Here is a 23996-nt window from a genome sequence, read left to right on the forward strand (position 1 = left end):
GGGCCGGGCCGGGGCCCGGATGCTCGGGCCGCGGCGCCGGTGTGCGGGGCGCGCGGCCCGGGTGCGTGGGCTGCGGCCCGGGTGCCGGGCGTGGGCCCGGCACCCGGGCGCGGGCTCACTGGCCGGCGGCCTTCTTCTTGCGGAGGAAGAACACCGCGCCGCCACCGACCACGACGAGCGCGGCGGCGATGCCGGCGATCATCGGGGTGGCGTTGGAGCTGCCGGTCTCGGCGAGGTCGCCGCCACCGGTCGTGGTGGTACCGGTGGTGCCGGTCGTGCCACCCGTGGTGTCACCGGTGGTACCACCGGTGGTCGACGGGGTGGAAGGCGTGGCCGAGGGGGTGGTGGAGGGGGTCTCCGACGGCTTCGGACCGGGGGTGGCCGTCTTGCAGTCCAGGACGCCCTCGAAGGTCTCCTCGAAGCCGTTCGGGCCGGTGATCGTGAACTTGTACGCCTCGTCCTCGGCGACCGGGACCGTGATGGTCTTGGTCCCACCGGCGGGGATCGTGTACGAGGTGCCCTTCAGGTCGAAGGTCCAGTCCTCGTCACCGGCGTTGGAGGCGATGACCTCCAGGCCGCCCTTGGCGCAGTCCTTGGCGACCGTGACGGCCGGGACGGCACCCTTCTTCGCCCAGGAGGCGGAGGCCTTGGCCGTGACGGTGGAGTCGCTGGAGCCGGCCAGGATCAGGGTCTGCGACGGGCCGTCGATGGAGACGAAGGCACGGCCCAGGGAGACCTTGGTGGTGGCCTCGGCGGTCAGCTCGGCGGTGCCGTCGGCGGTGCCGGCCGGGACGTCGAAGTAGACCTCGTCGCCGTTCTTGGCGTCGGTGACCGCCTTGCCGTCCTTGTCGACGACCTTGACACCGGCGGGGGCGCCGGAGGCGACCGTGACCTTGGCCTTGTCGGCGTTGGTGGTGACGGTGATCGGGCCGAGCTTGTCGCCCGCCTTGCCCGCCACGGTGGCCGGGGAGAGAGCCAGGGAGGCCTTGGGCTCCTCGAGCTTCACGGCCTCCTTGAGGAGGTACTCGGTCAGCTTCGCGGCGTCGGCGCTCTTCGGCGTCGCCTTCACGTTGTCCGAGAAGGTCCAGATCGCGGCCTGGGTGCCGGCGGCGGCCTCGTTCTTGGAGAGGTCGACGTCGAGCTTCTTGCCCAGCGCCTCGGCCGAGAACTTCGGGTAGGCGTTCTCCAGGATCCAGAGGATCTTGCCCGCGTTGTCGTTGTTGTGCAGGGAGGACTCGGACCAGCCGACCTCCTTGTACGTGTAGTCGCGCTTCGCCCCGGTGCGGAGGTCGATGCAGTAGGTCTGGAGGGTGCCCCCGCCGTCGACCTGCATCGTGAACAGGCCGCCGCCGACCGGCCACTTCTTCTCCTGCGGCGTGCCGGCGTTCTCGACGATCTCGACGGAGTCGCCCTCGGTCACGCGACCGAGCTTCGCCGTGACACCGCCGGTGCCCGCGCCACCGTCATCGGCCAGCGCCGGACCCGCGGTGGCTATCGCACCTGCGGCGACCAGGCCGGAGACCAGGATCGTGGCGGCCGCACGGGCAACGCCACGCCCACGAACAGAAAACATTGGATTCCCCTCCGGGCGCGCCGCTCCGCGAAAATGGTCGATTCGCGTGGGGGGAGCGCACGCCAGCAGAACTCACAGACTCGATGGGCTCACGTGCCACATGAGTATCCGGGAATCCTAGGTACGCGAAACCCCCCGGTGCCCGGCCTTCCGGTCAGATAACCATTCCGACTCGGAATCGTTATCGCGCAGGCCAGTTGGTCGACAAATCCCCACAACACAAGGTCAGGACGCGGTTACCAGTTGAGGTGTCACGGCCTCCCCCTCCTCCGCCGCGACCGCCCACGGGTCCTGCTCCGGCTGCCTTCCGGGATCCGGCCGCGGTGGGGACTCCACCCGCGCCGCGCGCCGGAAGGCCGCCGTCCCCCGGCTCAGATCGTGCCCCACGGCCAGCGCGGCCACGTCCACGAAGGTCCTGCGCTGCCCGTCGCGCTCCTCCTCACGGACCCTCAGCCGTCCCTGCACCACGAGTGGTTCGCCGACGGACACCGAGGCCGCGAGATTGGCCCCGAGCGAGCGCCAGGCCGACACCGTGTAGAAGCTGGTGTTCCCGTCGGACCAGAGCCCGCTCTCCCGGTCCCAGCGTCGCGCGGTCACCGCGAACCGGAAGCGGGCCACCCCGCCGGCCGCGGTGTCCCGGTACTCCACCGCCGTCGCCACGTTGCCGACGAGCGTCACGGTCGTGTCGTTCATGATTCCGCCCCCTGTGCCCCGGTCGCCCCGCTCTGAGGCCACCCCGTGGGAACCATCCTGGGACGGTCGGGCGGACCCCGCTCGGGGCTGTGGACAGCTCCGTACCGGTGGACAACTCCCTCACCCGCGAGGGTGAAACCAGCCCATGCCCCACCCCCGGCCGGCCCATGCCCCACCCCCGGCCGGCCCATGCCCCCACCCCCGGCCGGCCCATGCCCCCACCCCCGACCGGCCAATACCCCCACCCCCGGCCGGCCCATGCCCCACCCCCCGGCCGGTCCGGAACCCGCCGCCCCCTACCTCCCCCCGCACCCCCGCCCTCGTCGCGCCCAGCCGCGTCGTGCCGGAGCGGCCGCCGCCCACGACCCGGGCCGCCGACGGCCGCGCGCCCACCACCGTCGCGTACTGCTCGCGCACCTCCCGGTAGCGCATCAGTTCCGCCGCCACCGGGTCGAGGACCCGGGCCCTGCCACAGGCGGCGGTCGCCTCCCGCAGGCGGCGTTCGGCCTCCTGCCCGTACCGGCGGGCCGGTCCCTTCACGGCGCCCTCGCAGGCCCATTCGACGAGCGGGCCGCCGATGATGCCGCCGAGCATCACCAGGACCGGCGGCAGCAGGCCGGGCTGCACGACGCCGACGATCTGCGCCACCAGCCAGAGCGCGCCGAAGATCTGCAGGAGCGTCATCACCGCCTGGGCCAGGACGGCGGCGGGCCACCAGGCGGGCCGGGGCGGCCGGGCGGCCGGGTCGCCCAGGGAGACCGTCAGCTCGTCCAGGGCCTCCGGCAGGCCCTCCGCCCCGCGCGCCGCGGCCTCGCGCACCGCCTGCGCCCAGGGCGCCGGGAGCCCGCGCGAGGCCTCGTCGGCGACGATCCGCACCGCCTGCTCGACGCGCTGGCGTGCCGTCAGCTCGTCCTCGACGGGGGGTTCGAGGCGCGGGTCGGTGGCGCCGTGCGCGCGCGTCCGCTCGTACCAGCGGTAGAGCCGCAGCCAGGGCGTGCCGCAGGCGCGGATGGCGCCCCGGCGCCAGACCCGCTCGGCGGCCTCGCCCGCGGCCTGGGCGCCGACGGCGACGGCGAGGCGGTCCGTGAAGGCGTCCCGGGCGCGCTCGTCGAGGCCGGCCCGGCCGTCGGCGACGTACGCCTGGCGCAGCCGGCCCGCGGCGGCGTCGACGTCGGCGGCGAGGCGGCGTTCGGGGGCGGTGCGTTCCTGGACGAACCGGGCGAGGAGTTCGCGCAGTTCGGGGATGCCCTCGCCGGTCAGGGCGGAGACGGCGAGCACGGTCGCGCCGGGCTCGCCGTGCTCGCCGAGCGCGACGCCGTCCTCGTCGAGGAGGCGGCGCAGGTCGTCGAGGACGAGGTCGGCGGCCTCGGTGCCGAGCCGGTCGATCTGATTGAGGACGACGAAGGTGACCTCGGCGTGCCCGGCGAGGGGCCGCAGGTAGCGCTCGTGGAGGGCGGCGTCCGCGTACTTCTCGGGGTCGACGACCCAGATCACGGCGTCGACGAGGCCGAGGACCCGGTCGACCTGGTCGCGGTGGGCGGTGACCGCCGAGTCGTGGTCGGGCAGGTCGACGAGGACGAGCCCCTGGAGCTCGGTGTCGGCGGCGCCGCCCGCGAGGGGGCGCCGGCGCAGCCTGCTGGGGACCGCGAGCCGGTCGAGCAGCCCGGCGGCGCCCTCGGACCAGCTGAGCGCGATGGGCGCGGAGGTGGTGGGGCGGCGCAGTCCGGTCTCGGAGACGGGCACCCCGGCCAGGGCGTTGAAGAGGGTGGACTTGCCGCTTCCGGTGGCTCCGGCGAGGGCGATCACGGTGTGCCGGGAGGAGAGCCGCTGGCGGGCGGCGGCCTCGTCGAGGACGCGTCCGGCCTCGGCGAGGGCCTCGCCCTCGACGCGGGTACGGGAGAGCCCGACCAGCTCGTGGAGGGCGTCGAGGCGGCTGCGGAGGGCTCCGCCGTAGCTGCCGCCGAAGGACGGCAGGACGTCCTCGTCCGGTGTCCCCGGCTCCGTCTCCGCCGTCTCGTGCGCGCCGGGGGCGGCCCGTTCGCCCGCCCGCCGGGCGATCAGGCCGTCGTCCCAGCGCGCGCGGGCGCGCTCCCGGTCGTCGTCCGTCACGTCACTTCTCCTTCTGCAGTACGGAGAGCGCGGCGATCAGCTCCGCCTGCGGCTCGGGGGTCACGTCGAGCGCGTCGAGGGGGGCGAGGCGCCGGTCGCGCTCGGCGTGCAGGACCCGGTCGACGTACGAGAGGACGAGTTCGCCGCCCTTGTCGCGCAGCCGCAGGGCGGCCTGGGCGCCGAGGAGTTCGGCGAGGCGTTCGCCGGCGGCGCGGGCGCGGCGGCCGCCGAGGAGGGAGGCGGCGAGGAGCGCGGCGACGGTGTCGGGTTCGGGGGCGGCGCTACGGGCCGCGCGGGAGCCCGAGGGGCGCTCGACGACGCGCACCTCCTCCTCGGCCAGCTCTTCGAGCACGCGGCGCCAGCGGCGCACCTCCACGCCGATCCGCTCCACCGCCTCCCGGTCGCCGCCGGTCCGGGGCGGGCCGAGGGCCTCGGAGGCGGGTTCGCGGCGCCAGGTGTCCCGGACGCGTTCCTCGGCGGCGGAGACCGCGCAGTGGAGGAGGGCGGCGAGGGACTCGGCGAGGGCGTCGAGGAGCTCGTCGGCGGTGCTGTCGCGGGGGTAGCCGCGCCAGCGGGTGCGGGCGTCGCCGGCGAGGACGGCGCCGCGGCCGAGTTCCTTGCGGACCCGCCTGCCCTGTTCCCCGTAGGCGTCCCGGACGGCGCCGCCGAGGCGGACGGAGGTGGCGTACTGGGCGGCGACGGCGGCGGCGAGTTCGGGCAGCCGGGCGTCGAGCGAGTCGATGACCCCGGAGGCGGTCCGGTCGGCGGCCTGCTGGCGGGCGGCCGGGTCCTGGGCGCGGTGGGCGAGCCAGCCGCGCAGGGCGGCGACGGCACTGTCGGGCAGGAGCCCGCTGCCGCCGCCGGCGGACTCGGGCAGCTCGGGGATGGTGAAGCGGGGGACGTCGCAGAGGCCGGCCTTGTCGAGCAGGGCCTCGTACTGGCGGGAGACCTCGCCGATGACCTGGTGCGGGACGCGGTCGAGGACGGTGACGAGGGTGGCGTCGTACTCCTTGGCGGTACGGAGCAGGTGCCAGGGCACGGCGTCGGCGTACCGGGAGGCCGTGGTGACCATCACCCAGATGTCGGCGGCGCAGATCAACTCGGCGGCGAGGAGCCGGTTCTCGACGACGAGGGAGTCGATGTCGGGCGCGTCGAGCAGGGCGAGCCCGCGGGGCAGCGAGGCGGCCGTCTCGACGCGCAGCGCGTTCTCCTCGGGGGCGGGCTCGTCGACGGGGTGGTCCTCGTCGGCCTGCGGCAGCCAGACGCGGGTGAGCTGCGGGAGGACCCGCATCCCGGCGAACCAGTGGTGGTCCTCGGGGTGGCAGACGAGCACGGGCGTCCGGGTCGTGGGTCTGAGCACCCCGGACTCGCTGACGCGGCGCCCGACAAGGGAGTTGACGAGGGTGGACTTCCCGGCTCCGGTGGATCCGCCGACGACGGCGAGGAGCGGGGCGTCGGGATCCTTCAGACGCGGGACCAGGTAGTCGTCGAGCTGCGCGAGCAGCTCGGCCCGGGTCTGGCGGGCGCGGGGAGTGTCGGGGAGGGGCAGTGGGAGACGCACGGCGGCGACTCGGTCGCGCAGGGCGGAGAGTGCGTCGATCAGCTGAGGCCGTTCGTCCAAGGTCACCACATGCGAAGAATGCCCAATTTATGAGTGTTTTTGAAGCCTATTGCGACCCTGCGCGCCGAAGAGAAGGGTGGCGACCGGAAGGCCGGGCATAACGAGTGCACAACACCCGCCCCCAGCGCTGCGAAAAGCGCTGCGCGAATCGCACCTGCCTGCGATTATCGGTTCGCTTCACCGAACCTACACATCGTGCCACGCAGGTGAAGCAACCGGGCCAAGGCGATCGGAGCCCTATCCTTGTCCCGGCAGGCACACCCCACCCACCAGGGGCTCCTGGCCACACGGCCACCACCCGGCCCCCGTAGCTCAGTGGATAGAGCAGGTGCCTTCTAAGCACTTGGCCGCAGGTTCGAGTCCTGCCGGGGGCGCACGGCGAGACCCCTCCTTCGGGAGGGGTCTTTTTGCTGGTCAGAGCACGTTCCGGGCGGACGGTGCCGGGGCCGGACGCACCCCACGGCAGGGTGAGGCGCGTCCGGCGATGTCCGGCTGAAACCGGGTTTCTGCGGGTGGCCACGGAGAATACGCGGAGAAATTTTCAGCCGGTCGCCGCGGCCGGGTCCGGCAGCTCCCCCGCCTGCTCGATGCGGCGCTTGAGGTCGTGCAGCTGCCCGTCGACGCATCGGGCGTAGGTGGAGAGGAGGACGGGGACGCTGTTGCCCGCCCACTCGGCCACGGTCGCGGGCGGTACGCCGGCGTTGAGCCAGTTCGTCAGGCAGGTGTGCCGGAGGTCGTACACACGGCGGCCGAGCGGGGTTCCGAATTCGTACGAGGTGAGCACCTCTTTCCGGGCCCGCCGCCACGCTCGGCGGATCACGGATCCGGCAAGGCCTCCCCCTTTCTCCCCTGCATCAGCAGATCGCCGGGCTTCAGCCCCTCCTCCTCGATGTGGGCCCGGAGGATCCGCGTCAGGGCCGGTCGGCACGGCACCGTGCGGGTGTCGTCGGCGGCCCGCCCTTTCAGGCCCCTCTGCTCGCGCACCTCCCCCGTGTCCGTCCACTGCTTCCCGACCTCGGGGTGAGCGGTGTGGAGCAGCAGCTCACCCCACTGGTCATCGGCGTCCACGTCGGGCAGCCGTACGTCCCCCACGTCGATGGCCACGACCTCCTCGGGCCGGGCGCCGGCGTAGTACATCGTGGCGAAGAAGGTGTGGAGCCGCTGGCCACCCCGCGGTCGCCCATAGATCCAGCCGAGCAGTTTGCCCGCCTGCTCGCCGTTGAGCAGAGCCCGCTTGTCGACGGCGGAGGACGTCTTGGACACCGTGGTGCTCGCGCCCTTGCCCTTCGGGAGGGGGTTCTCCTTGAGCACCTTCTTCTTGAGGGCGTACTCGAAGAGGACATTGAGGACGCGCTTGGTCCGTCGGGCCGAGCTGGGCGCGACAGGCGAGCCGTCCAGCTTCGTCATGCCCGCGCGCAGTGCCCTCTCCACCGTGCTCTCGTCTTCCCAAGCGGCCATGGACAGCGAGTTGCGCTGCACCCACCGGAGGATCACTGCGACCTCGGGCGGGGCCTGGTCCCGCCGGAGGGTGTTGAACGCGTACTCGCGGAGCGCCCGGCGCACGTCCACGCCCTTGAACGTGGTCGGCTGGGAGCGAAGCAGCGCGACTGTGATGGGCGTGAGCGCCTTCGCCACATTCTTCCGGTTGTTCGCCGAGGTCCGCTCCCAGAGCTGGTCGACGTACTGGATCGCGAAGTCGTACCACTTCACGCTGGCCGCCCGGGACAGGTGCGAGACCGGCAGCCCGGAGGAGAGGCTGAACGCCTCCCCCTTCCGGGCCGCGGACACCAGCCCCGCCCGAAAGGAGTCCGCAAGAGCGACGGTGCCGAACGGCTTGCGCCACTCCTTGCCCTCCAGCTCCCAGCGGACCGTGTACGTGGTCTTCTTCCGCCCCTCGTACACGGAGGTCTTCCAGAACTTCACGTCGTACGTCGTGTCCATCAAGCAGCGTCCTCGCAGTCGTTCAGCCAGATCTCAAGGTCGACCCGGCGCACACGGAGGCCGCCGTTCGGGAGCTTGATGCAGCGGGGGGCCCGCTGCTTCTGGCGCCAGTCGTAGAAGGTGGAGCGGGAGATGCCGAGCTCGTCGCACAGCTCGGGAACGGTGAGCATCACGCGGGACTTGAGCGTGCTGGCCATGACCGGACTCCTCATCGCGGTGAAGCGGGGCCACCGGCCCCTTCCTGTCAGGTCCGCTACCTCCGCTACATCCGCTACCGCCCTGGTCAGGGGCATGATCGGGGGTAGCGGACGGGGTAGCGGTAGCGGATGAATCCACTACCGGCCCCGGCTCGGGCGGCCGGGGCGGGTAGCGGGGTAGCGGATCAGGTAGCGGACGAGAAGAGCTCTTCCGCTACCGTTTCCGGCTCGCTGACCTGCGGGGTAGCGGCGGTAGCGGAAGTAGCGGCCCTCAGGAGGACAGGGGGGCAGTAGCGCTCCCAGGCGTCGTACAGATCGGCCGCGTAGTAGCCCTTGAGGACGGCGCCGGCGGTCTTGATGTTGCGGGCCTTGATCGGGGTGTTGTCGGTCGTCATGTACTCGCCGAGCATCTTGGCCAGGCCCCGGGAGTCAAGCGGGCGCCCGGCCATGTCGGACCAGGGCGCCTCCTCCAGCGCACAGAGCCGGTCGAGGATCGCCACGGTCGGCAGGCGGTCGATGCCGGCCATGACGTGGTCGCGCAGGTCGGTCAGCAGCCGGATGCCGACGGATCCCTTGTCGTCGGCGCGGGCGGCGTTGACCAGTTCCACGCACGCGGCTCGGGCTCGCTCGGGCCACTCGCCTCCGGCGGCGTCCGCGACGGCGAGGAGGGGCTCCCAGACGTCGGCGGCCCGGTCGGTGACACCCTCGGGCATCTCGGGCCAGCGTCCGGCGATGTCCTTGTGGACCTGCTCGGCCCACTGGGCGAGCCGGTCGCGGAGCTTGTTGCCCTCGGCCTCGTGGAGACGGGCGCGGAAGGGCTCGACCTTCTCGTTCCGGGCGCGGCGGCGCATGCGGATGATGACGGAGCGGGTGGTGATGGTGTCGGGGAGTCCGCCGAGCCCGGCGACGGCGACGGCGCTGTAGGAGGGAAACTCGACGACGGTTTGGTTGCCGCCGTCTCCGACGCACCGGTAGGTGACGCCGGAGCGTCGGTGGCCGGCGTTGAGGAAGCCGCGGAGTTCCTCGTTGTCTCCGGCCTTCGGCCCGAAGACGGTGTCGATCTCGTCGTAGAGGATCGTCGGCCGTCCGGCGGAGTCGGAGACGGACCGGAACAGGGCCGCGGCCCGCGCGTTCACCGCGAGCATCGGCCGGGGCACGAGGGTCTCCACGACCTCCAGGGCGCGGGACTTGCCGGAGCCGGGCTCCGGGGAGAGGAAGGCCAGACGCGGGGTGGAGTCGAAGGCGTCGAGGAGGTGGGCGTGGGCGTCCCAGAGCGCGACGGCGACGTAGGCGCCCTCCCGGGGGAAGACGTTGAACCGGCGGTGGAAGGCTTCCACCTCGTCGAGCAGGGCGGCGGCGTCGATGGGCTCGGGCATGCGGGATTCCTTCCGTGCGGGGGCGGACGGGTGGTCGGTGTGGTCGGCCGGGTGCGGGTCAGAACCAGAAGGGGCGCCTTCGGCGACGCCTCCCGGGGCGCCCACGGCGTCCGGAGGCGAGGCCGGTGCGGCGGCTGCGGGCCGGTACTCGGTGAGGGCGGGGCTTTTCAAGGGAGCGGATTCGGGGTGGCTCATGCGGCGGCCGGCCGGGGGCGTGCGGTGCGGATGGACCAGTCCAGGGCGCTGCGGATCGTGGAGCGGCACTCGGCCGCGGTGAGTCCGGACGTCTCCCCCGCCGCTTGAAAAGCCTCCTCGGCCACGTGCCGGGGGATGTCGCCCCACGCAACGAACCGCCCCACCGCGCGTGTGGACGCGAGCAACTGCGCGTTTCTGCCGCCCTCCTGGGCCGACCGGACGGCGGCCGTCTCGCGCTCCAGGGCCACCTCGGCCGCTCGGGTCCCACCGCCAGCCAGAACCGGGGCGGGGGTGAGGGCGGTCTCGCGCAAGGCGGTGAGTGCCGTGTGGAGCCAGCCCGGCAGCGGGATGGGCGGGCGGTCGTCGAGGGTCTCGTATGCGCCGTCGGGGGTGTGGCTGCCGGGGGCGACGACGTACCCGCCCCAGCCCCGGGTGTCGATGTGTTTGCCGAGCCGTCCGGCGGTGTTGCCGAGCCGGGCGCCGTGGGGCTGGGTGAAGTACAGGTGCATCCCGTGTCGCGCGGTCCGCACCCGGTGAGTGAGGGGGACGGCCTGTCCGGCGCGCTCGCAGAGCGCCTCAAAGGTCGTGACGCCGTCAGGCGTTCCCTTCTCGTCCGTCTCCTTGAGCGTGTCCAGGTCGACCACGAGCAGCCCGCTCCGGCCGGTGGCGATCCCGATGTTGTACGCCGCGTGGGTCCAGGCCGCGGCGAGGAGGTCGGGGTCGGTGGTGGCCCGCTGCTCGGGCGTCCTGTGCCCGTCCGCGCACCGGCCGATGCGGGGGCAGCGGGACTCGGCGTGGCCGGCGGGCCGCTTGTCGCGGGGGCGGAGGGGGAAGACGTGCCAGCCGCGCCCGGCGGCGGCGACGGCGTGGGCGAGGAGGTTCAGGCCCGGCAGGTCGACGGGCAGCGGGGTGCTGTCCTCTCGCCGGGCGGGGGTCGGTTGGGTCATGCTGGGTATCTCCAGTCCGTTATCGGCGTGCTGGATGTGAGGGCGGCCCCGGACTTTTTGCGGAGACGGGGGCCGCCCTTCGTGCTGTCACGCGGCGAACAGTTCGCGTTGCTCCTGCCTGGAACCCTCGATTTCTCGGGGGCCGGAGGGCAGGGAGTTGGTGGTGATGACCTGGCCGAGGATCGGCACGCGGTCGGTGGTGATGGAGCCGTCGTTGTGGAACCGCCAGGTGCCGACGTCGTGCTGCTCGGGCTTGTCCTTGGTGGGGACGGTGTAGCGGCGGGGCTCTTGCGGGCAGGCGGCGTTCCAGGTCTCGGCGCACACCTTGTGGACGGGCTCTGCGTTGTGGGACCGCATGGGGGTGGGCCTACCGCACAGGCAGCACGGCAGGTCCCGGGTGTGGTCGAAGTGGCTGCTGTCCCGCCAATCCAGGCAGGGGACCCGCTCCACGGCCCGGCCCTACCGCTGGTCGGGCAGGCCGAGGAGGGCGAGCGCGGTGGCGATGTGCTGCCCGGCGGCGTGGGCGATGTGGGCGGCGGCGTCGTCGAGGGCCTCGCGCACCGCCGCGTGGTCGGGGGTCTGCTCGTCGAGGTTGCCGCTCAGCTCGCGCAGGGCCTGGGCGAGGAGCGTGAGCAGTCCCGCGCCGCCGCTGTCGGGGTCGTGGAACGAGGTGAGGGCGGGGTGGAGGTTGGGCGGGGTGATGACGTACCGGGCCTCGCGGGCCAGGTCGTGCAGCTCGCGCCGCAGGTTCTCGTCGATGTAGGGCCAGAAGGTGAGGGACGTGAACCTGCTGCGGATGGTCTCGGACATGGCGGCCCTCTCCGATTCCTAGGCGGGGGTGCGGGCGGGAAGGATCAGCTGGTGGATGTGGCGGTGCTGGGTGTGGACGTAGTCGTCGAGAACCGACAGGTCCGCGGCGAGGAGTTCCGCGACGGCGACGGAGCGGTGCCGGCCGCCGTAGCAGTGGACGTGGACGTCGATGTGCTGGGCGCCGGTGGCGATGCGCTGCTCGACGGCGCGGCGGGCGGTGGTGATCAGGTCGTGGGCGCCGGGGGTGGCCAGGACGTAGGCGGCGACGTCGGGGTGGCGTCCGGTGAGCTGGGTGAGTGTGGCCCGGACCTGCGGGTCGTCGGGCGGGTTGTGGAGGCTGGTGGTGTCGACGACGACCGGGTCGTCAGCGGTGGGGGCGTCGTGGTGTCCGGTGCCGTAGGAGGTGATCCGGATGGTGGCCATGTCGTGGCTCCCTAGTGGTGGTTGATGGTGCCGTTGGCACGGCCGAACAGGCCAGTCGCGGAGATGTTCTGCGTGATGTGCGTCGTCGACCCGCCGCCGTTGCTGCCGGTGGCCGCGCGGCGGGCGGTGCGGATGAGGACGGGGACGGCGATGACGGCGGCGACGACGAGTGCGGCGGCGGACCAGAGGGCGTGGCTCATGGCGATGAGTCCCGGGGCGGCGTAGGAGAGTCCGATGCCGGCGGCGGCCGTCCCGCCTCCGACGGTGGGGGCGAGCAGGGCCGTGGTCTTGGCCCACGCCGGGACCGACCCGACCGGGCGGGCCGCGGCGGGCGCCGTGGGGGCGAGGGTGTAGCCGGTGACGATGCGGCCGTCGGGGAGCTGCACGCTCTGGACGGCCGACAGGCCGGTCGGCGCGGTGGTGGAGAGCGGGGCGCTCGCGGCCGGGTGGAGGGGGACGGGGTAGTGGACGGCGGGGGGTCCGGGGTGCTGCTCGGGGTAGGGCATGGCGAGTCCTCGGGGGTATGGCGCGGGCCCGTGACCGAGGGGTGTCACGAGCCCGCGTGCCGGGTGTCAGGGACAGGTGTCAGGGGGTGTCAGAGCGTGGTGTCAGGGCGCGTGACACCCGCTCCCGCCTAGGGGTTTGGCTGTCACCGGCCCGTGACGGTGTCAGGCGCCTTGTGGGGTGTCAGGCGGCGGCGAGGACGGGCACGATCCGCCACCGGCCAGCCTGGTTCGTGGGCTCCAGGCGGCCGTCGAGGGAGGCGTCCTTCAGGCGGGCGGAGACCCAGGGGCGGCTGTAGCCGTGGGTCTCGCACCAGTCGGTGAAGTCCTTCGGGCCGACGACCATCCGGCCCTCTTCCTCGAACTCCTCCAGCGCCTGTTCCAGCAGGAGGCGGACCTCCTCGGGGGTGGGCTTGCGGCCCTGCTCCCTGCCGAAGAGGGGTTCGTCGTCGCCGTCCTCGGGGTCGGGGAGGTCGACGTCGGGGTCGATGCCGTCGTCCTCGGGGTCGAGCAGCATGCCCGTGTTCATCTCCTCGGCCTCCTCGACGCCCACCACCCGGAGCTGCGGGGCGGGGTCGGTGGTGTGGCGGGTGCGGTGGGTGTAGGCGTTGCCGACGGTCGCCTCGAAGGCCCGGACCGTGACCGGGTCCATCGGGGCACCGTTCGCCGCGGCCCAGTCCGCGAGCTGCTCCATGACGTCCATGGAGCGGGTGGTGAAGCGCCGCGTGCGGCCCGGGGCGGGGTAGCGGTCCTCGGGGACTCCGGCCGAGACGAGGTAGCAGTAGCCAGGGCGGCGGTTGCCCCACGCGCCGGGATGGGCCCCGGCGTCGAGGACCGTCTCCGGGAGGGCGAACCCCTCGTCGCGGGGGTCGCAGCCGAACGCGAGGACGGACGGCAGGGAGGCTCGGGTGCTGGTGCTCATCTGGTCGTAGCTCGGGCGCTGAAGCGAGACGATCAGGGAGACGCCGGCCGCGCGGGCCTCCTGCGCGATCCCGGTGAACGCGTCGTCGCCGAGGGCCCGCAGAGTGTTCGCGGCCTCCTCGAACCACGCGACCAGGTAGGCCATGCCCTCGCAGCCGCACGCCGTGCCGTCGGGGCGGCAGGAGTGGGCCGGGTCGGTCTGCCGCTGGGCGGCGGCGGTGCTCCACTGGCGGTAGCGGTGGGCCCCCAGCCAGCGTGTGCGGGCCGGGATCGCGGCCTGAAGGGCCTCGACCATGGCCTCCGTACCGGCTCCGCCCTCCTCGGCCCAGTCGAACGCGGGCAGCAGCGGGCGGAAGTCCTGGAAGGACTTCGGGTCCGACAGCAGCACGTTCACGTCCGTGCGGGAGACGATCTCGGTGAGAACGTTGAGGGCGCCGTCGCCCTTGCCGGAGCCGGTGCCGCCCGCGATCAGCAGGTGGGTGGCGTTGCGGCCCGCCTCCGGGTCGCCGGGAAGCCAGAGCATGAGCGGGGAGCCGTCGTCGTAGCGGCCGATGACCAGCGGCTCCGCGATCGACCCGCCGAGCCGGGACGGCCCGTCGTACTCGACGACCTCGGAGAGCATGTCCTCGGGGACGATGACGAGTTCGCCGCGGCGGGCGGAGTCCGCGTTAGGCATGAACCGCAGCGCGGTCGTGGGCAGGTCGAGCGCGGACGCCAGGCGGGGCAGCACCTTGGCCACGTCGTCGGTGGTCTGCTCGCCCGGCTCCAGCGCGATCTGCGCGGTGACCCGGTTCGGTTCGACCTTCGTCGACCCGATCGCGGCCCGCGCGAGACCGACCTTCTCCAGCAGCCCCTTGTCCCCGCCCGCGGTGGCCGGGGAGTCGTCGGTGCGGCGCATGACCATGCGCACGTTCCACGACAGGGCGAGCGCCGGGCCGCCCATCAGGTACAGGTCGTCCAGCGGTCCGGCGGTCGGCCCGGCCAGGCAGGCGCCGGTCAGCCACGCCGACCCGGCCGCCACCGTGATGGCGGAGTGCAGACGGCGCTGGTGGCTGCTGCTGCGGCCGATCCACCAGGTGGCCCCGGTCAGGGCGACGGATACGGCGGTCAGGCCGACGCCGGCGGCGGCGCTGTCCGCCCACCGCAGGTTGCCGAGGGCCCCGGCGATGCCGGTCCCGGCGACGCCGAGCCACGGCGGCAGGTGGGGCTTGGCCCGGTGGAGCAGGTAGCGGCCGATCGTGCTGCCCCCGGAGCCGCGGGCGTCGTCGTCCAGGACCTCGATGGTCGTGTTGCGTCCGGCCATGACCGGACCTCCCTTCCAACTTCGCTACTGCTGGGTCCAGTTCATGCGCTGCTGCGCGCGGGGGCGGGCGTGGTGGCGGACGCGGTTGATCTCCTCCTGGTACTCCTGCTGGAACACCGCGTAGGTCGCGGCGGCGAGCTTGGCGGCGTTGCGCAGCTCGTCGGCGGACTTCTGGAGCTTGCGGGCGACCTTCGCCGCCCGCAGCCGCGAGCCGCCGATCCGGCCCTCGGGGTCCGGCACGGCCGCCAGAACGCTCTTGAGGATCTCCGCGCCCATCGCCACCTCGATCGACAGAGCGACGGCGGTGGCCCGCAGGTGGTTGCAGTAGGCCCTCACCTGCGCCGGGGAGCTGAAGTCCGGCTCCGGCATGAGCGCCTGCGAGTGCGGGCGCCTGCCGCCGCCGCCGTTGACGACGGTGCGGTTGATGTTGACGTTCACCGGCGGCGCGAACGAGCCGCCCATCGCGCCGACGAACCCGCCCACGGCGGCGCCGGCGTTGGCGAACTTGTCGGACTTGCCGCTCCCGCTCGGACGGCTGGTGCTAGGTCGTCCGGGGGCGGTACGTCGGCTGCGGGGGATCTCGGCCATAACAGGTTCTCCTCGGGTCACTTCGAGCGGCGGATGACGAGCCAGAACGACTGAGCAGTGAGCGTGAGCCCGACCCACGCCCAGGCGAGAGGGGCGTTCAGCGGGCCGAAGTGGACGGTGGCGGCGGCCCAGCCGACGCCGCCCGCCGCCAGCGCGCTGGAGGTCGCGAGGCGGCCGGGACGCTCCCCGATCCGCTCGCTGCGCTTCTTGCGGGTCCACCACAGGCCGAGCAGCGGCGCCGGGGCGGCGGGGGCCAGGACGAAGACCATCCACGGCGCGATCACGTGCACCACGGCCACCAGGCCGTAGGCGAGAACGGCGTAACCGGTCGGCGCCCAGGAGGCGCGGTGGCTCCACGCCCAGCCGCCCACGGCGCGGGCAATGCGGGACGACAGCGAGGGACGGGACTCGGAGACGACGACGAACACCGGCGGGGCGTTCCTGGCGCCGCGCTGGGTGGGGATGCGGACGGTGGTGGCGCCGGACGGCACCTGCACCGTGCGGGGACGGGAACGACGAGCCACGGGAACTCCCTGGAGGTCGGAAAACGCAGATCAGGCAGCGTGTGCGGGGGCGTCCGCGCACGGGACGCACATGCCGAGCGAGGGCGGGATGCGGTATCCGGCGTCCCGCCCGCACTCCGGGCAGACCCGGCGGGCGGCGTTCGCCGCGGCGAGGGCCGCCCAGCGGGCCGGCGTCATCGGACGTACCGGCCGGGCCAGGTCGATGCGGTAGAGGTAGGCGACGAGGGGTTCACGTCGGCGGCGGGGGCGTTCGAGCTGCGCCACGACCGGCTGACCGGCCGGCCGCAGCCCGAGCGCGCGGAGCTGCCGGAACGTCGCCAGGCCCTCCGGCGCCAGACGCCACCGGTAGAGGGGCAGGCCCGTCATCAGCCGAGCCGGTGGTAGGTGGCCAGGCAAGCGGCGGCGTGCTCGTTCGCCGACTGGCGGGTGTAGGACAGGTCGTACAGCCCGGAGCGCGCACCGCACCCGTGGCAGAGCCAGCGCGAGCCCTGGTAGGTCGTGGTGCCGACCACGTCGATGGCGGCGCCGGTCTGGGAGTGGAACCGGATGAGGAAGTTGTCGGGCTCGGGCGGCTTGGTGTTCGGGGAGTGCATCACCGGGACGCTCCTTCCAGAGCAGGGGCGTTGTCGCGGAGTTCCTGGTAGCGGGCGGAGACCCAGCCGACGGACCAGCCGCACAGCTCGGCGGCCTGCCGCACCGGCACTCCGGTCGCGTATGCGGCGGCCACGGTCTGGCGGGCCTGCTCCTCGGACTGCTTCACCGGCGCGGGGCCGGCGGCGAGCAGCGCGGCGCGTTCACGCTCGGCCCGCTCCTCGCGCTCACGCTGTTCACGCGCGGCCTTCTCGACGGCCTGCTGTCGCTCGCGCTCGGCACGCTCGACGGCCTCACGTTCACGGCGTTCACGGGCCTGGCGCTGCTGTTCACGCTCGCGTTCAGCGCGTTCACGCGCCTCCCGCTCCGCCCGCTCGACGGCCGCGATCCGGTCCCGCTCCGCCTGCTGCGCACGTTCCACGCGCTCGGCCTGTTCACGGGCCAGCTGGGCTTCGTGGTCGCGCTGTTCACGGGCCATTCGGGCGTCGAACTCGCGGCGTTCCCGCTCCCGCCGTTCCTCCTCATCGGCCCGCCGCCGCTCGGCCTGCTCGGCCTCCTCGGCGCGCTTCCGGGCCTCCTGTTCACGCTGCCGGCGCTCGGCCCGTTCCCGCTCCTCCAGCGCCGCCACGGCGGCGGTGATGGAGCGGCGGTAAGCGAGACCGGTCTCGGCGGTGACGATCAGCAGCAGCGGCGCGACCGCGTGCACGGACACCCCGACCAGGTCTTTCTTCAGCGCCGAGTCGGCCGTGTTCAGGGCCAGGGTCATGATGCCGGTCATCCACCGCAGCACCACCGGCCATCGGCCCCCCTCCCCGCCCAGGCGGGCGAGGACGGAGTCGAGACGGACGACGATGACGACGGCCGCGTCCACGACGATCGGGAGGATGGGGGCCGTCCACGTCCAGCCGTCGGGGGTGTGGGCCCGCATCAGCGGCGTGACGGTGAGGACCGAGTACAGCATCGCCCCGCACACGATCAGCCACGTGCCCACGCTCAGGGCCCGCTCCGCTGAACGGATCTGAACACCGTTCACGACAGCGCCCCCGCACCCGACGGCACCGGCTCGATGGCCGGGACCTGCGAGTAGCCGACCAGCTCGACCACCGCTCCCGCGAAGTCGGTGCGAGCGGTCTCGACCCGGGTCCGGCCGCCGCCCTGAACGTGGTGAACGACCGACTCGGGGTCGATGTTCAGGGCCTCGCGCCACGCCTCGAAACCGGCGTCGTCGTCGTGCACCGACATCGTCAGCCGGTCCGGGTAGATCGTCGAAACGTCCAGGGACAGCGCCGGCAGGTCCGGGAACTCCGTCGCCAGCAGCCGCAGCGCCACCAGCGGGGCGGACAGGTCCGCCAGCGTCCGGGCCCTCACGCGGCACCGCCCGTCAGCATCGCAACGACGCGGTTCGTCAGGTCCCGACGCTCGACGAGGACCCGGTTACGGGCCCGGCGGACGCGCCGCTCGTCCAGCTCCGTGGCCGGACGGTCGATCGTCATGATCTCCACGTCGAGCAGGTCGACCTCCGCCAGGATCAGCGGCACCTCCAGCTCAACCGCGTCCAGCTCCGCATCCGACGGCTCCCCGTCGAACGCCAGGACCCCGCTCGTGGCGGGGAGTGTGATGATGGACTTCATTGGGTGTGTTCCTCTCATGCAGGAACGGCCCGAACCGAGGCCCCGGTGTCCTACCACCGGGGCCTCTCGCCGTTAGAACCAGGAATCTCCGGCTCCCCTCGACCCCGCCCGTACGCACCCCGCGAGGGGCCCGGACGGGCAGAGGAGGCAACCGGCCGCAGCCCAGAACTGCGGAGCAGGTGACGCGTCAGGCGCGGCCGCCGTGCCGGTCCAGCAGGGACGGCGCCCAAAGTCTTCGTCGGTACATCGAGACCTCCTTGGGTCGACAGGAAGAAAACAAGCACTGCAAGGGGGACCTGTGTCCCCACTCGCCGGCCGTTGCTCGCGGTCGCCGGGCCACCTCGCCAGTACGGGCCGAAACCCTGTTCCACCTGGCCTTTAGCGGGATTGCAGCGTCCCCGCCCTCTGCTCGTGGGCAGCACCTCTCACCGGACCGGAGCCCGATGAGGTACATGTACTACCTGTTCCTCATCATGGGGAGGAGAATTCGCATCGTCAAGTCCCTTGGTTCTTTGGGGGTTCGCGAGTCCGCTCCGCTTGATGCCCTAAGCGTGGCCTGAACTGGGCAGACGCTGGACTCCGTGGATGTACGGCTCCGAGACGACTCGCTACGGTGAAAGTCGTCCCAAGTCGTCCCGTCGGGGGGAGAGCACGACATGGCCAATGAACGACTGCGCGGAGCCATCATCGAGAGCGGCCTGACCCTTGATCAGGTCGCGGAGCGGCTCGGGATCTCCGCCAAGACGGTGGAGCGCTGGATCAACGAGCCCAAGCGTCAGCCGTACCGCCGCTTCAAGTACGCAGCGGCCTCACTCCTCCAGCGAGAGATGTCGTACCTGTGGCCGGAGGAGCGGACGTCGGCCGAGGTCACCGAAGCGGGTGGCGCAGAACTGGTCAAGCTCTACCCGCACCGATCCGTCGTACCGAATCGACTCTGGCCGCAGCTCTACGCGGGGGCGACGCGGCAGTTCGACGTCCTCGCGTACTCAGGGTTCTGGCTCACCGAGGACGCGGCCTTCCACCAGGTGGTCAAGGAGAAGTCGGCGGCCGGCGTCCCGGTCCGCTTCATGCTCGGGGACCCCGACTCGGCTGCCGTCGCTGTCCGTGGAGCCGACGAAGGCATCGGTGCAGCGATGGCGAGCAAGATTCGCAACGCGCTGGTCAACTACGCGCCGTTGTTCGGGCTCCCTGGCGTCGAGTTCCGGCTCCACGGCACCACGCTCTACAACTCCATCTACCGGGCCGATAACGAGATGCTCGCTAACGGCCACCTGTACGGCGTGGGCGCGTACATGGCGCCGGTGCTCCACATCCAGCGCGTCCCCGGGGGCGAACTGTTCGACGCCTACGCTGAGAGCGTCGAGCGGGTCTGGGAGAGCGCCCGACGCATCTCCTCACCCACGGACCTGGGAGGTTCAGACGCATGAGTCGAATCGACTACTTCCGCGATCCGAAGGCTCCGAAGGCCAACTCGGTGGTGCCCTCGGTCACCGTCGTCGTGCGTGACGGTGGCGGTCGGCTCCTGCTCATCCACAAGACCGACAACGACCTGTGGGCGCTGCCCGGAGGTGGCCACGACATCGGCGAGAGCATCGGCAATACGGCCGTGCGTGAGGTTGAGGAGGAGACCGGGATCGAGGTCGAGGTGGACAACATCGTCGGGCTCTACACCAACCCTGAACACGTCCTCGCGTACGACGACGGCGAGGTGCGGCAGCAGTTCTCGATCTGCTTCCGGGCCCACCCAGTGGGTGGTTCCCTCCGCACGAGCAGCGAATCGAAAGAGGTCCGCTGGGTAAACCCAGCGGACCTCGATGACCTGGACATTCACCCGTCCATGCGGCTGCGCATCCGGCACGGCCTGGACGAGTCGGGCCGGGAGCCCTACATCGGCTGAGCGCCAGCCGCGGCCATCCGCCCTTCCACCCGCGCGTTGGCGGCGTGGATCTCAGGCGCCGCCCGCTGGATGAACCGGCCGACAATCGTGTCCGGGCCGTATCGCTGGACGATCTCGTCCAGCCGGGCCGCCGGCGTCGTGTGCTCGCCGGTCGGCGTCGTCGTCATGTCCGACACGATGAGCGCGTCCACCAGCTCGGGCCGCTCCAACTCGAACTCCGTCTCCAGCTCATGCCGGAGCCCGCGCTCCTCGGCCTCCAGGAGGGCGCAGGAGTGATGAGCGACGAGCCGCACGACCCGCTCGTCGGTGCCCTCCTGGTCGCGGAGGAACCGGGCCCCGTCGAGCGGGTGGAAGCCCGTGGTGGCGAGGGAGGGGGAGTAACCGATGTCGTGCAGGACCGCAGCGGCCTCCAGCAGCTCAGCATCCCGCCCCAGGATTGGGCTCAGGGAGCGGGCCCGCTTGGCAACCCCGAGGGAGTGCGCCCAGCGGCGCGGCAACGGCTCGGACAGTAGCGATTCAGAAAGCGAGTATGCCCACTCAGTAAGCCCCATGATTGCCAAGGCTACGGCCGCGCAGAGGAAGCTGGAAGAGAGCGCACTGTGCGCCCCTTGCCGTGAACGGTGTCGAGCAAGCCGTTTCCCTCCATCTGGGCGAGCGCACGACGCACAGCAGTGCGGGAGACCCCGAAGCGCTCGCAAAGCATCGACTCCGACGGGAAGGCATCACCCACACCCAATGAGTCCATGGCGATGACGTCCGCCATACGGTCAACGAGGGGTCGGCGGTCTTCACCGCTAGCTACCCTCCAGCCGATACCGGGTGAGGACTCCACGACCCCCTCAGCCTCCAGCATCTTCAGCGCCCTACGAACGGTGTTGCGCGAGACGTTCTGCGAACGCATCAGGGAAGCCTCGGATGGCAATGTCTCCGCGATCACGCCGTCTTCGATCTCGGCACGAATCGTCGCTGCGATGACCATGTACGTGCCACGAGGGCTCGCCTCCGTCACGTTGTCTCCTCTCTCAGCCTCCCCTGAGGGTCGCATGACCAGGTGGCCAGCACGAAGCGGCTCTGCTGGAATGCCAGCACCTGGGCAGGCGACACGGCTGCGCCAGGTGCTGAGCGGCGAGAGCCAACCGGCTTGAAGGGACGGTGGGGGCAGAGGTCCTAGCCAAGAGGCGATGGCGACCGAGCCGTTCGGAGCAGACAGCCCGTCACCAGGCTGCCACTCCTGCACAGTCGCCAACCGCCTTCCACCGGCCTCAAGGGCATAGCCTCATCGCCGCGCTTGACCAAGGACGCCTTAGGACAATCTGATGCGTCGGCGGCTCCGCACACTACGACTGACTTCTATACAGTCACCACCTCATCAAATTCTCCCTTGCCGAGACTCCCAGCCCTAATCCTGCATCTCTACAGAAGCTCCAGGAGTGCATCAAAGAGCGGTTGCGACGCCGCACGCAGGAGCCCGGTAAGGAGAATCCACCAAATCTGCCGGACGTGGTGTTCAGGGTTGAGAGATGTGGACTCCTCGGTTCGATTTCGCGAGCGCCGCAGAAAATCGCGCATGCTCACCATTCGGCACTTGAGCCAGTTCCTGGTCGATTCCATGACTCAACCCTGGACTCGCGAATCGCAAGATTCTGTAATCGGTACAACGACATCCATCCTCTGACGAAGCAGTACGACTCCTTGCAGAGCGGGGATCACGCGCTTTACAGTTCCGTACACGCCTGACAAGGGGGGACAGTGTCCGAGCACCTCAGAGAGCTGAAGACGCGCTTGCAGCGAGCGCAGCGTGAGGCTGGAGATGTCAGCACCCGGGAGATCGCACGGAGGACCCACGGGGCCGTCAGTCATACCACCGCGCATCAAGTCCTTCGCGGAGATTCCGTACCCTCATGGCGCTCTCTCGAAGCCGTCGTCAGCGCACTAAACGGCGACGTAGCCGAGTTCAAGAGAATTTGGGTGAAGGCCAGGGAATCCGAGGAGGGTTATCAGAAAATCGCCATGAGTGAACCAGAGGCGGCGAGAATTAAGTACCGGGAGACCATCGACCCCGAATATGCCGCCGTATTCAACCTGGCAAGGGTATATCGCGAGAGAAAGGATCACGCGACGAGCATAAGGATCCTCACCACCGCCCTAGACTCTTCCCCCTATTTGAACATGACGCTCCTTGGCGAACTCGGCGCAGAATACTGGTACAGCAGCGACGGTCAGCTAATTCGAGACAAGTACGGCGAAGCAGTCAACAAGGTGGCACTGAATGGCGACATCGAGGAGATAGGAGCATCCCGTAGCGCAATCTGGTTCGCCCGGCGCTGCGAAGACCTGGGAGACTTCAACCGGGCACTCCGTTGGGCCGAAGCCGCTCGCTGCCTGAATCCACATTCGCTTTTCACCATGCGCGTGCATGCTGAGTTCATGCTCAAGGTGGGCAGATATTCAGATTCGGCCGACCTATTCCTTGAGGCCCATTGCCTAGACCCCAAAGACGTCGCATGGCTCCATGACGCCATCAACGCCCTAAAGCTCGCGAATCGTTGGAGCGAACTAGAATCGATGGCCAAGCGAACCCATGAGGCGACCTGGGATGCTCCGGAAGGGCAAGGGGTCGATGCACTCGGCACCTACATTAAAGTCCTACGCCTTTGCGGGAAACTCCAAGAGGCCAGAAGAATGCATGAGCTACTCAACGCCAGTTTCGGGGAAGATCTTCCGTATTACCGCCTGATCAGCTACGCAACAATCCTCGAAGATCTCGGCGAATATCAGACCGCGAAGTCACTACTTTTCAACAGTGCAGATTTCGAGAGCGAAAAAGAGTTGCGTGCAGCTTACGCAAATCTCGTCCTCCGCACCGAGGGAGCAGAAGCCGCGTTCAAACTCCTCCACGCCCTGGTCGATGTCGAGGAATGACTTAGACCGGCCACCCCAAGAGCTCCTCTGTAGCTGCAAGGGGGTCCCGGAGTCTGGCGCGGTAGGCTCCGAGCTCCCAATACCAGGGCCGTTAAGCCGGGGACAATCGGCGGCGAGGTCGGGGGCGGGCGCCGACGCCGAGCAGGAAGCGTGCTTCAGCATCTGCCGGAATGATGCCCTCCGGTGAATACGCGGGGCGACGACGATCGTGGCTCCTGGTGCAGCTACGAAGCAGCAGGCCAGCGCCGCGTAGCCTCGCATGCGGCCAAGTCCCTTCTAAGCACTTGGCCGCAGGTTCGAGTCCTGCCGGGGGCGCACAGCGCGAGACCCTCCTTCGGGAGGGTCTTTTTGCTGGTCAGGAGCGGTTTTCGGCCGATGGAAGGAAAAGCCGGGAGAGGGGCGGGCAGGGCTCGATCCGTCCGGTGAAACCGACCAAGGGCGGCCTCCGGCGGCCGTTCGGGCCGCCCACTGCCCGCCTCACTCCGGCCCACGCGCTCTTCTCTGCCGGTCGATCTCCGGTGGGCAGGCAGGAACGCTGCACGAGATGCGGCGAGGCGAGCAGGAAGCGAAGATCGCGAGCACATCATGCGGCATGCTGCCACTGAAGCCGGCGCACCCCAGGTACGGACCCCCGACGAGGGACTCCGCCCACGCCCGCAAACTGAACCTTCCGGGCCGCGGGTCGGAATCTCGCTGGACGAGCGAGGGCACCTCCTCCAGCGAGATTCCGGCCAGGAGCCCGGGGGCGAGAGCGGTGGTGTGCGGACGGTCGATGTCGTGAGCCCCCTGGGGTCCCTACAGGGAAGGGCGTCGCGAGCGGTCGGCCACATGCGCCGGCCCGCGAACGAGAGGGCCGCGCCCACCTTGGTCTGCGAGGGCGGGACCATATCCAGTCCCTGGCCCCTCTCCCTCGTCCACCTCCGGCGGACTGACAAGTCAGCCCACCACCCCTTGTCCCGTACCGCGGAAGACGCCACTGCTCTGCACTCGCGCAAGTCAAGAGCGTCTTCCTGAGTGGAGATCAAGGGAATCAACCCCTGAGTCGCTGCCTTCCTTCCGCCAAGCCGTTCCGCCCGGCGACGGACCGTGGCGCCGGGCGGAAGCAACGACGAATCACCGTGCAGTCAGCCAGGGCGCAAGCAGTCCGCAGGCTCCCACGACCGCGGCCGTCGCGCTCCAGATCACCGATGTCCGGTGCCAGATCGGAACGGCCGGCGCATCTGTCGGTGCC

The 23996-nt window shown here is 71.0% G+C and carries 26 protein-coding genes and 1 tRNA gene; 4 read left to right on the forward strand and 23 right to left on the reverse strand.

Annotated features, from left to right (window positions below; genetic code table 11):
* Positions 1 to 115: 115 nt before the first annotated feature.
* The 4 genes from ACN9MM_RS13905 to ACN9MM_RS13920 form a co-directional block, all read right to left on the reverse strand.
* Positions 116 to 1573 carry an LAETG motif-containing sortase-dependent surface protein gene (locus ACN9MM_RS13905; protein ID WP_426363910.1) on the reverse strand — a complete coding sequence of 486 codons (1458 nt, stop codon included), beginning with the start codon at positions 1571 to 1573 and terminating at the stop codon, positions 116 to 118.
* Between the two features lie 225 nt (positions 1574 to 1798).
* Positions 1799 to 2266 (reverse strand): single-stranded DNA-binding protein, encoded by a 468-nt coding sequence (locus ACN9MM_RS13910; RefSeq protein ID WP_426363911.1) that lies wholly within the window; start codon positions 2264 to 2266, stop codon positions 1799 to 1801.
* A 120-nt stretch (positions 2267 to 2386) separates the two neighbouring features.
* Entirely contained in the window at positions 2387 to 4375 is a 1989-nt protein-coding gene (locus ACN9MM_RS13915) for a GTPase (RefSeq protein WP_426363912.1), read from the reverse strand.
* A gap of 1 nt (position 4376) precedes the next feature.
* Positions 4377 to 5996 (reverse strand): dynamin family protein, encoded by a 1620-nt coding sequence (locus tag ACN9MM_RS13920; protein WP_426363913.1) that lies wholly within the window; start codon positions 5994 to 5996, stop codon positions 4377 to 4379.
* Positions 5997 to 6297: 301 nt separating this feature from the next.
* Between ACN9MM_RS13920 and ACN9MM_RS13925 the strand changes: the two genes are divergently transcribed.
* Positions 6298 to 6370, forward strand: a tRNA-Arg gene (locus ACN9MM_RS13925).
* A 167-nt stretch (positions 6371 to 6537) separates the two neighbouring features.
* Here ACN9MM_RS13925 and ACN9MM_RS13930 read toward each other — a convergent pair.
* The 17 genes from ACN9MM_RS13930 to ACN9MM_RS14010 all read right to left on the reverse strand — a co-directional run bounded on the left by ACN9MM_RS13930 (position 6538) and on the right by ACN9MM_RS14010 (position 17946).
* On the reverse strand, positions 6538 to 6816 hold the full coding sequence (locus ACN9MM_RS13930; protein ID WP_426363914.1) for a hypothetical protein: 279 nt from the start codon (positions 6814 to 6816) through the stop codon (positions 6538 to 6540).
* Positions 6813 to 7937 carry a tyrosine-type recombinase/integrase gene (locus ACN9MM_RS13935; protein WP_426363915.1) on the reverse strand — a complete coding sequence of 375 codons (1125 nt, stop codon included), beginning with the start codon at positions 7935 to 7937 and terminating at the stop codon, positions 6813 to 6815. Before ACN9MM_RS13935 ends, ACN9MM_RS13930 begins: the two co-directional genes overlap by 4 nt.
* Complete coding sequence (locus ACN9MM_RS13940; RefSeq protein ID WP_426363916.1) at positions 7937 to 8134, reverse strand: helix-turn-helix transcriptional regulator; 198 nt, start codon at positions 8132 to 8134, stop codon at positions 7937 to 7939. The genes ACN9MM_RS13935 and ACN9MM_RS13940 overlap by 1 nt, the downstream gene beginning before the upstream one ends.
* A gap of 185 nt (positions 8135 to 8319) precedes the next feature.
* On the reverse strand, positions 8320 to 9510 hold the full coding sequence (locus ACN9MM_RS13945) for a DUF3631 domain-containing protein (RefSeq protein WP_426363917.1): 1191 nt from the start codon (positions 9508 to 9510) through the stop codon (positions 8320 to 8322).
* A gap of 191 nt (positions 9511 to 9701) precedes the next feature.
* Complete coding sequence (locus ACN9MM_RS13950) at positions 9702 to 10652, reverse strand: bifunctional DNA primase/polymerase (protein WP_426363918.1); 951 nt, start codon at positions 10650 to 10652, stop codon at positions 9702 to 9704.
* 87 nt (positions 10653 to 10739) lie between these two features.
* Positions 10740 to 11009 carry a hypothetical protein gene (locus ACN9MM_RS13955; RefSeq protein WP_426363919.1) on the reverse strand — a complete coding sequence of 90 codons (270 nt, stop codon included), beginning with the start codon at positions 11007 to 11009 and terminating at the stop codon, positions 10740 to 10742.
* A gap of 102 nt (positions 11010 to 11111) precedes the next feature.
* Positions 11112 to 11462 carry a hypothetical protein gene (locus tag ACN9MM_RS13960; RefSeq protein WP_426363920.1) on the reverse strand — a complete coding sequence of 117 codons (351 nt, stop codon included), beginning with the start codon at positions 11460 to 11462 and terminating at the stop codon, positions 11112 to 11114.
* A gap of 18 nt (positions 11463 to 11480) precedes the next feature.
* Entirely contained in the window at positions 11481 to 11885 is a 405-nt protein-coding gene (locus tag ACN9MM_RS13965; protein ID WP_426363922.1) for a RapZ C-terminal domain-containing protein, read from the reverse strand.
* An 11-nt stretch (positions 11886 to 11896) separates the two neighbouring features.
* Positions 11897 to 12391 carry a hypothetical protein gene (locus tag ACN9MM_RS13970; RefSeq protein WP_426363923.1) on the reverse strand — a complete coding sequence of 165 codons (495 nt, stop codon included), beginning with the start codon at positions 12389 to 12391 and terminating at the stop codon, positions 11897 to 11899.
* Positions 12392 to 12572: 181 nt separating this feature from the next.
* Positions 12573 to 14612 carry a plasmid transfer protein TraB gene (traB, locus tag ACN9MM_RS13975; protein WP_426363924.1) on the reverse strand — a complete coding sequence of 680 codons (2040 nt, stop codon included), beginning with the start codon at positions 14610 to 14612 and terminating at the stop codon, positions 12573 to 12575.
* A 24-nt stretch (positions 14613 to 14636) separates the two neighbouring features.
* A complete protein-coding gene (gene traA / locus ACN9MM_RS13980; RefSeq protein ID WP_426363925.1) occupies positions 14637 to 15200 on the reverse strand; it encodes a plasmid transfer protein TraA in 564 nt (187 codons plus the stop codon).
* A 17-nt stretch (positions 15201 to 15217) separates the two neighbouring features.
* Positions 15218 to 15724, reverse strand: a complete 507-nt coding sequence (locus ACN9MM_RS13985; protein WP_426363926.1) for a hypothetical protein — start codon at positions 15722 to 15724, stop codon at positions 15218 to 15220.
* Between the two features lie 30 nt (positions 15725 to 15754).
* Complete coding sequence (locus ACN9MM_RS13990; protein ID WP_426363927.1) at positions 15755 to 16090, reverse strand: RRQRL motif-containing zinc-binding protein; 336 nt, start codon at positions 16088 to 16090, stop codon at positions 15755 to 15757.
* Positions 16090 to 16320, reverse strand: a complete 231-nt coding sequence (locus ACN9MM_RS13995) for a hypothetical protein (RefSeq protein ID WP_426363928.1) — start codon at positions 16318 to 16320, stop codon at positions 16090 to 16092. Before ACN9MM_RS13995 ends, ACN9MM_RS13990 begins: the two co-directional genes overlap by 1 nt.
* A complete protein-coding gene (locus tag ACN9MM_RS14000; RefSeq protein ID WP_426363929.1) occupies positions 16317 to 17348 on the reverse strand; it encodes a DUF2637 domain-containing protein in 1032 nt (343 codons plus the stop codon). Before ACN9MM_RS14000 ends, ACN9MM_RS13995 begins: the two co-directional genes overlap by 4 nt.
* Positions 17345 to 17683, reverse strand: a complete 339-nt coding sequence (locus ACN9MM_RS14005) for a hypothetical protein (protein ID WP_426363930.1) — start codon at positions 17681 to 17683, stop codon at positions 17345 to 17347. Before ACN9MM_RS14005 ends, ACN9MM_RS14000 begins: the two co-directional genes overlap by 4 nt.
* Positions 17680 to 17946, reverse strand: coding sequence for a DUF6284 family protein (locus ACN9MM_RS14010; protein WP_426363931.1), 267 nt, complete (start codon positions 17944 to 17946; stop codon positions 17680 to 17682). The genes ACN9MM_RS14005 and ACN9MM_RS14010 overlap by 4 nt, the downstream gene beginning before the upstream one ends.
* A gap of 656 nt (positions 17947 to 18602) precedes the next feature.
* On the opposite strand from ACN9MM_RS14010, the gene ACN9MM_RS14015 reads away from it, so the two are divergent.
* Positions 18603 to 19373 (forward strand): helix-turn-helix domain-containing protein, encoded by a 771-nt coding sequence (locus ACN9MM_RS14015; protein ID WP_426363932.1) that lies wholly within the window; start codon positions 18603 to 18605, stop codon positions 19371 to 19373.
* Positions 19370 to 19843: an NUDIX hydrolase gene (locus ACN9MM_RS14020; protein WP_426363933.1), complete on the forward strand. Its 474-nt coding sequence runs from the start codon at positions 19370 to 19372 to the stop codon at positions 19841 to 19843. Before ACN9MM_RS14015 ends, ACN9MM_RS14020 begins: the two co-directional genes overlap by 4 nt.
* On the opposite strand, the gene ACN9MM_RS14025 is transcribed toward ACN9MM_RS14020, so the two are convergent.
* Together ACN9MM_RS14025 and ACN9MM_RS14030 are read right to left on the reverse strand one after the other, a co-directional pair.
* Positions 19831 to 20394: an HD domain-containing protein gene (locus ACN9MM_RS14025; protein WP_426363934.1), complete on the reverse strand. Its 564-nt coding sequence runs from the start codon at positions 20392 to 20394 to the stop codon at positions 19831 to 19833. The genes ACN9MM_RS14020 and ACN9MM_RS14025 overlap by 13 nt on opposite strands.
* 11 nt (positions 20395 to 20405) lie before the next feature.
* The gene (locus tag ACN9MM_RS14030; protein ID WP_426363935.1) at positions 20406 to 20852 is read right to left on the reverse strand and encodes a winged helix-turn-helix domain-containing protein; all 447 of its coding nucleotides are present in this window, start codon (positions 20850 to 20852) and stop codon (positions 20406 to 20408) included.
* A 740-nt stretch (positions 20853 to 21592) separates the two neighbouring features.
* On the opposite strand from ACN9MM_RS14030, the gene ACN9MM_RS14035 reads away from it, so the two are divergent.
* On the forward strand, positions 21593 to 22765 hold the full coding sequence (locus ACN9MM_RS14035) for a helix-turn-helix domain-containing protein (protein ID WP_426363936.1): 1173 nt from the start codon (positions 21593 to 21595) through the stop codon (positions 22763 to 22765).
* The last annotated feature ends 1231 nt before the right edge of the window (positions 22766 to 23996 follow it).

It is taken from the genome of Streptomyces sp. E-08 (genome assembly GCF_049913095.1).
GTDB lineage: Bacteria > Actinomycetota > Actinomycetes > Streptomycetales > Streptomycetaceae > Streptomyces.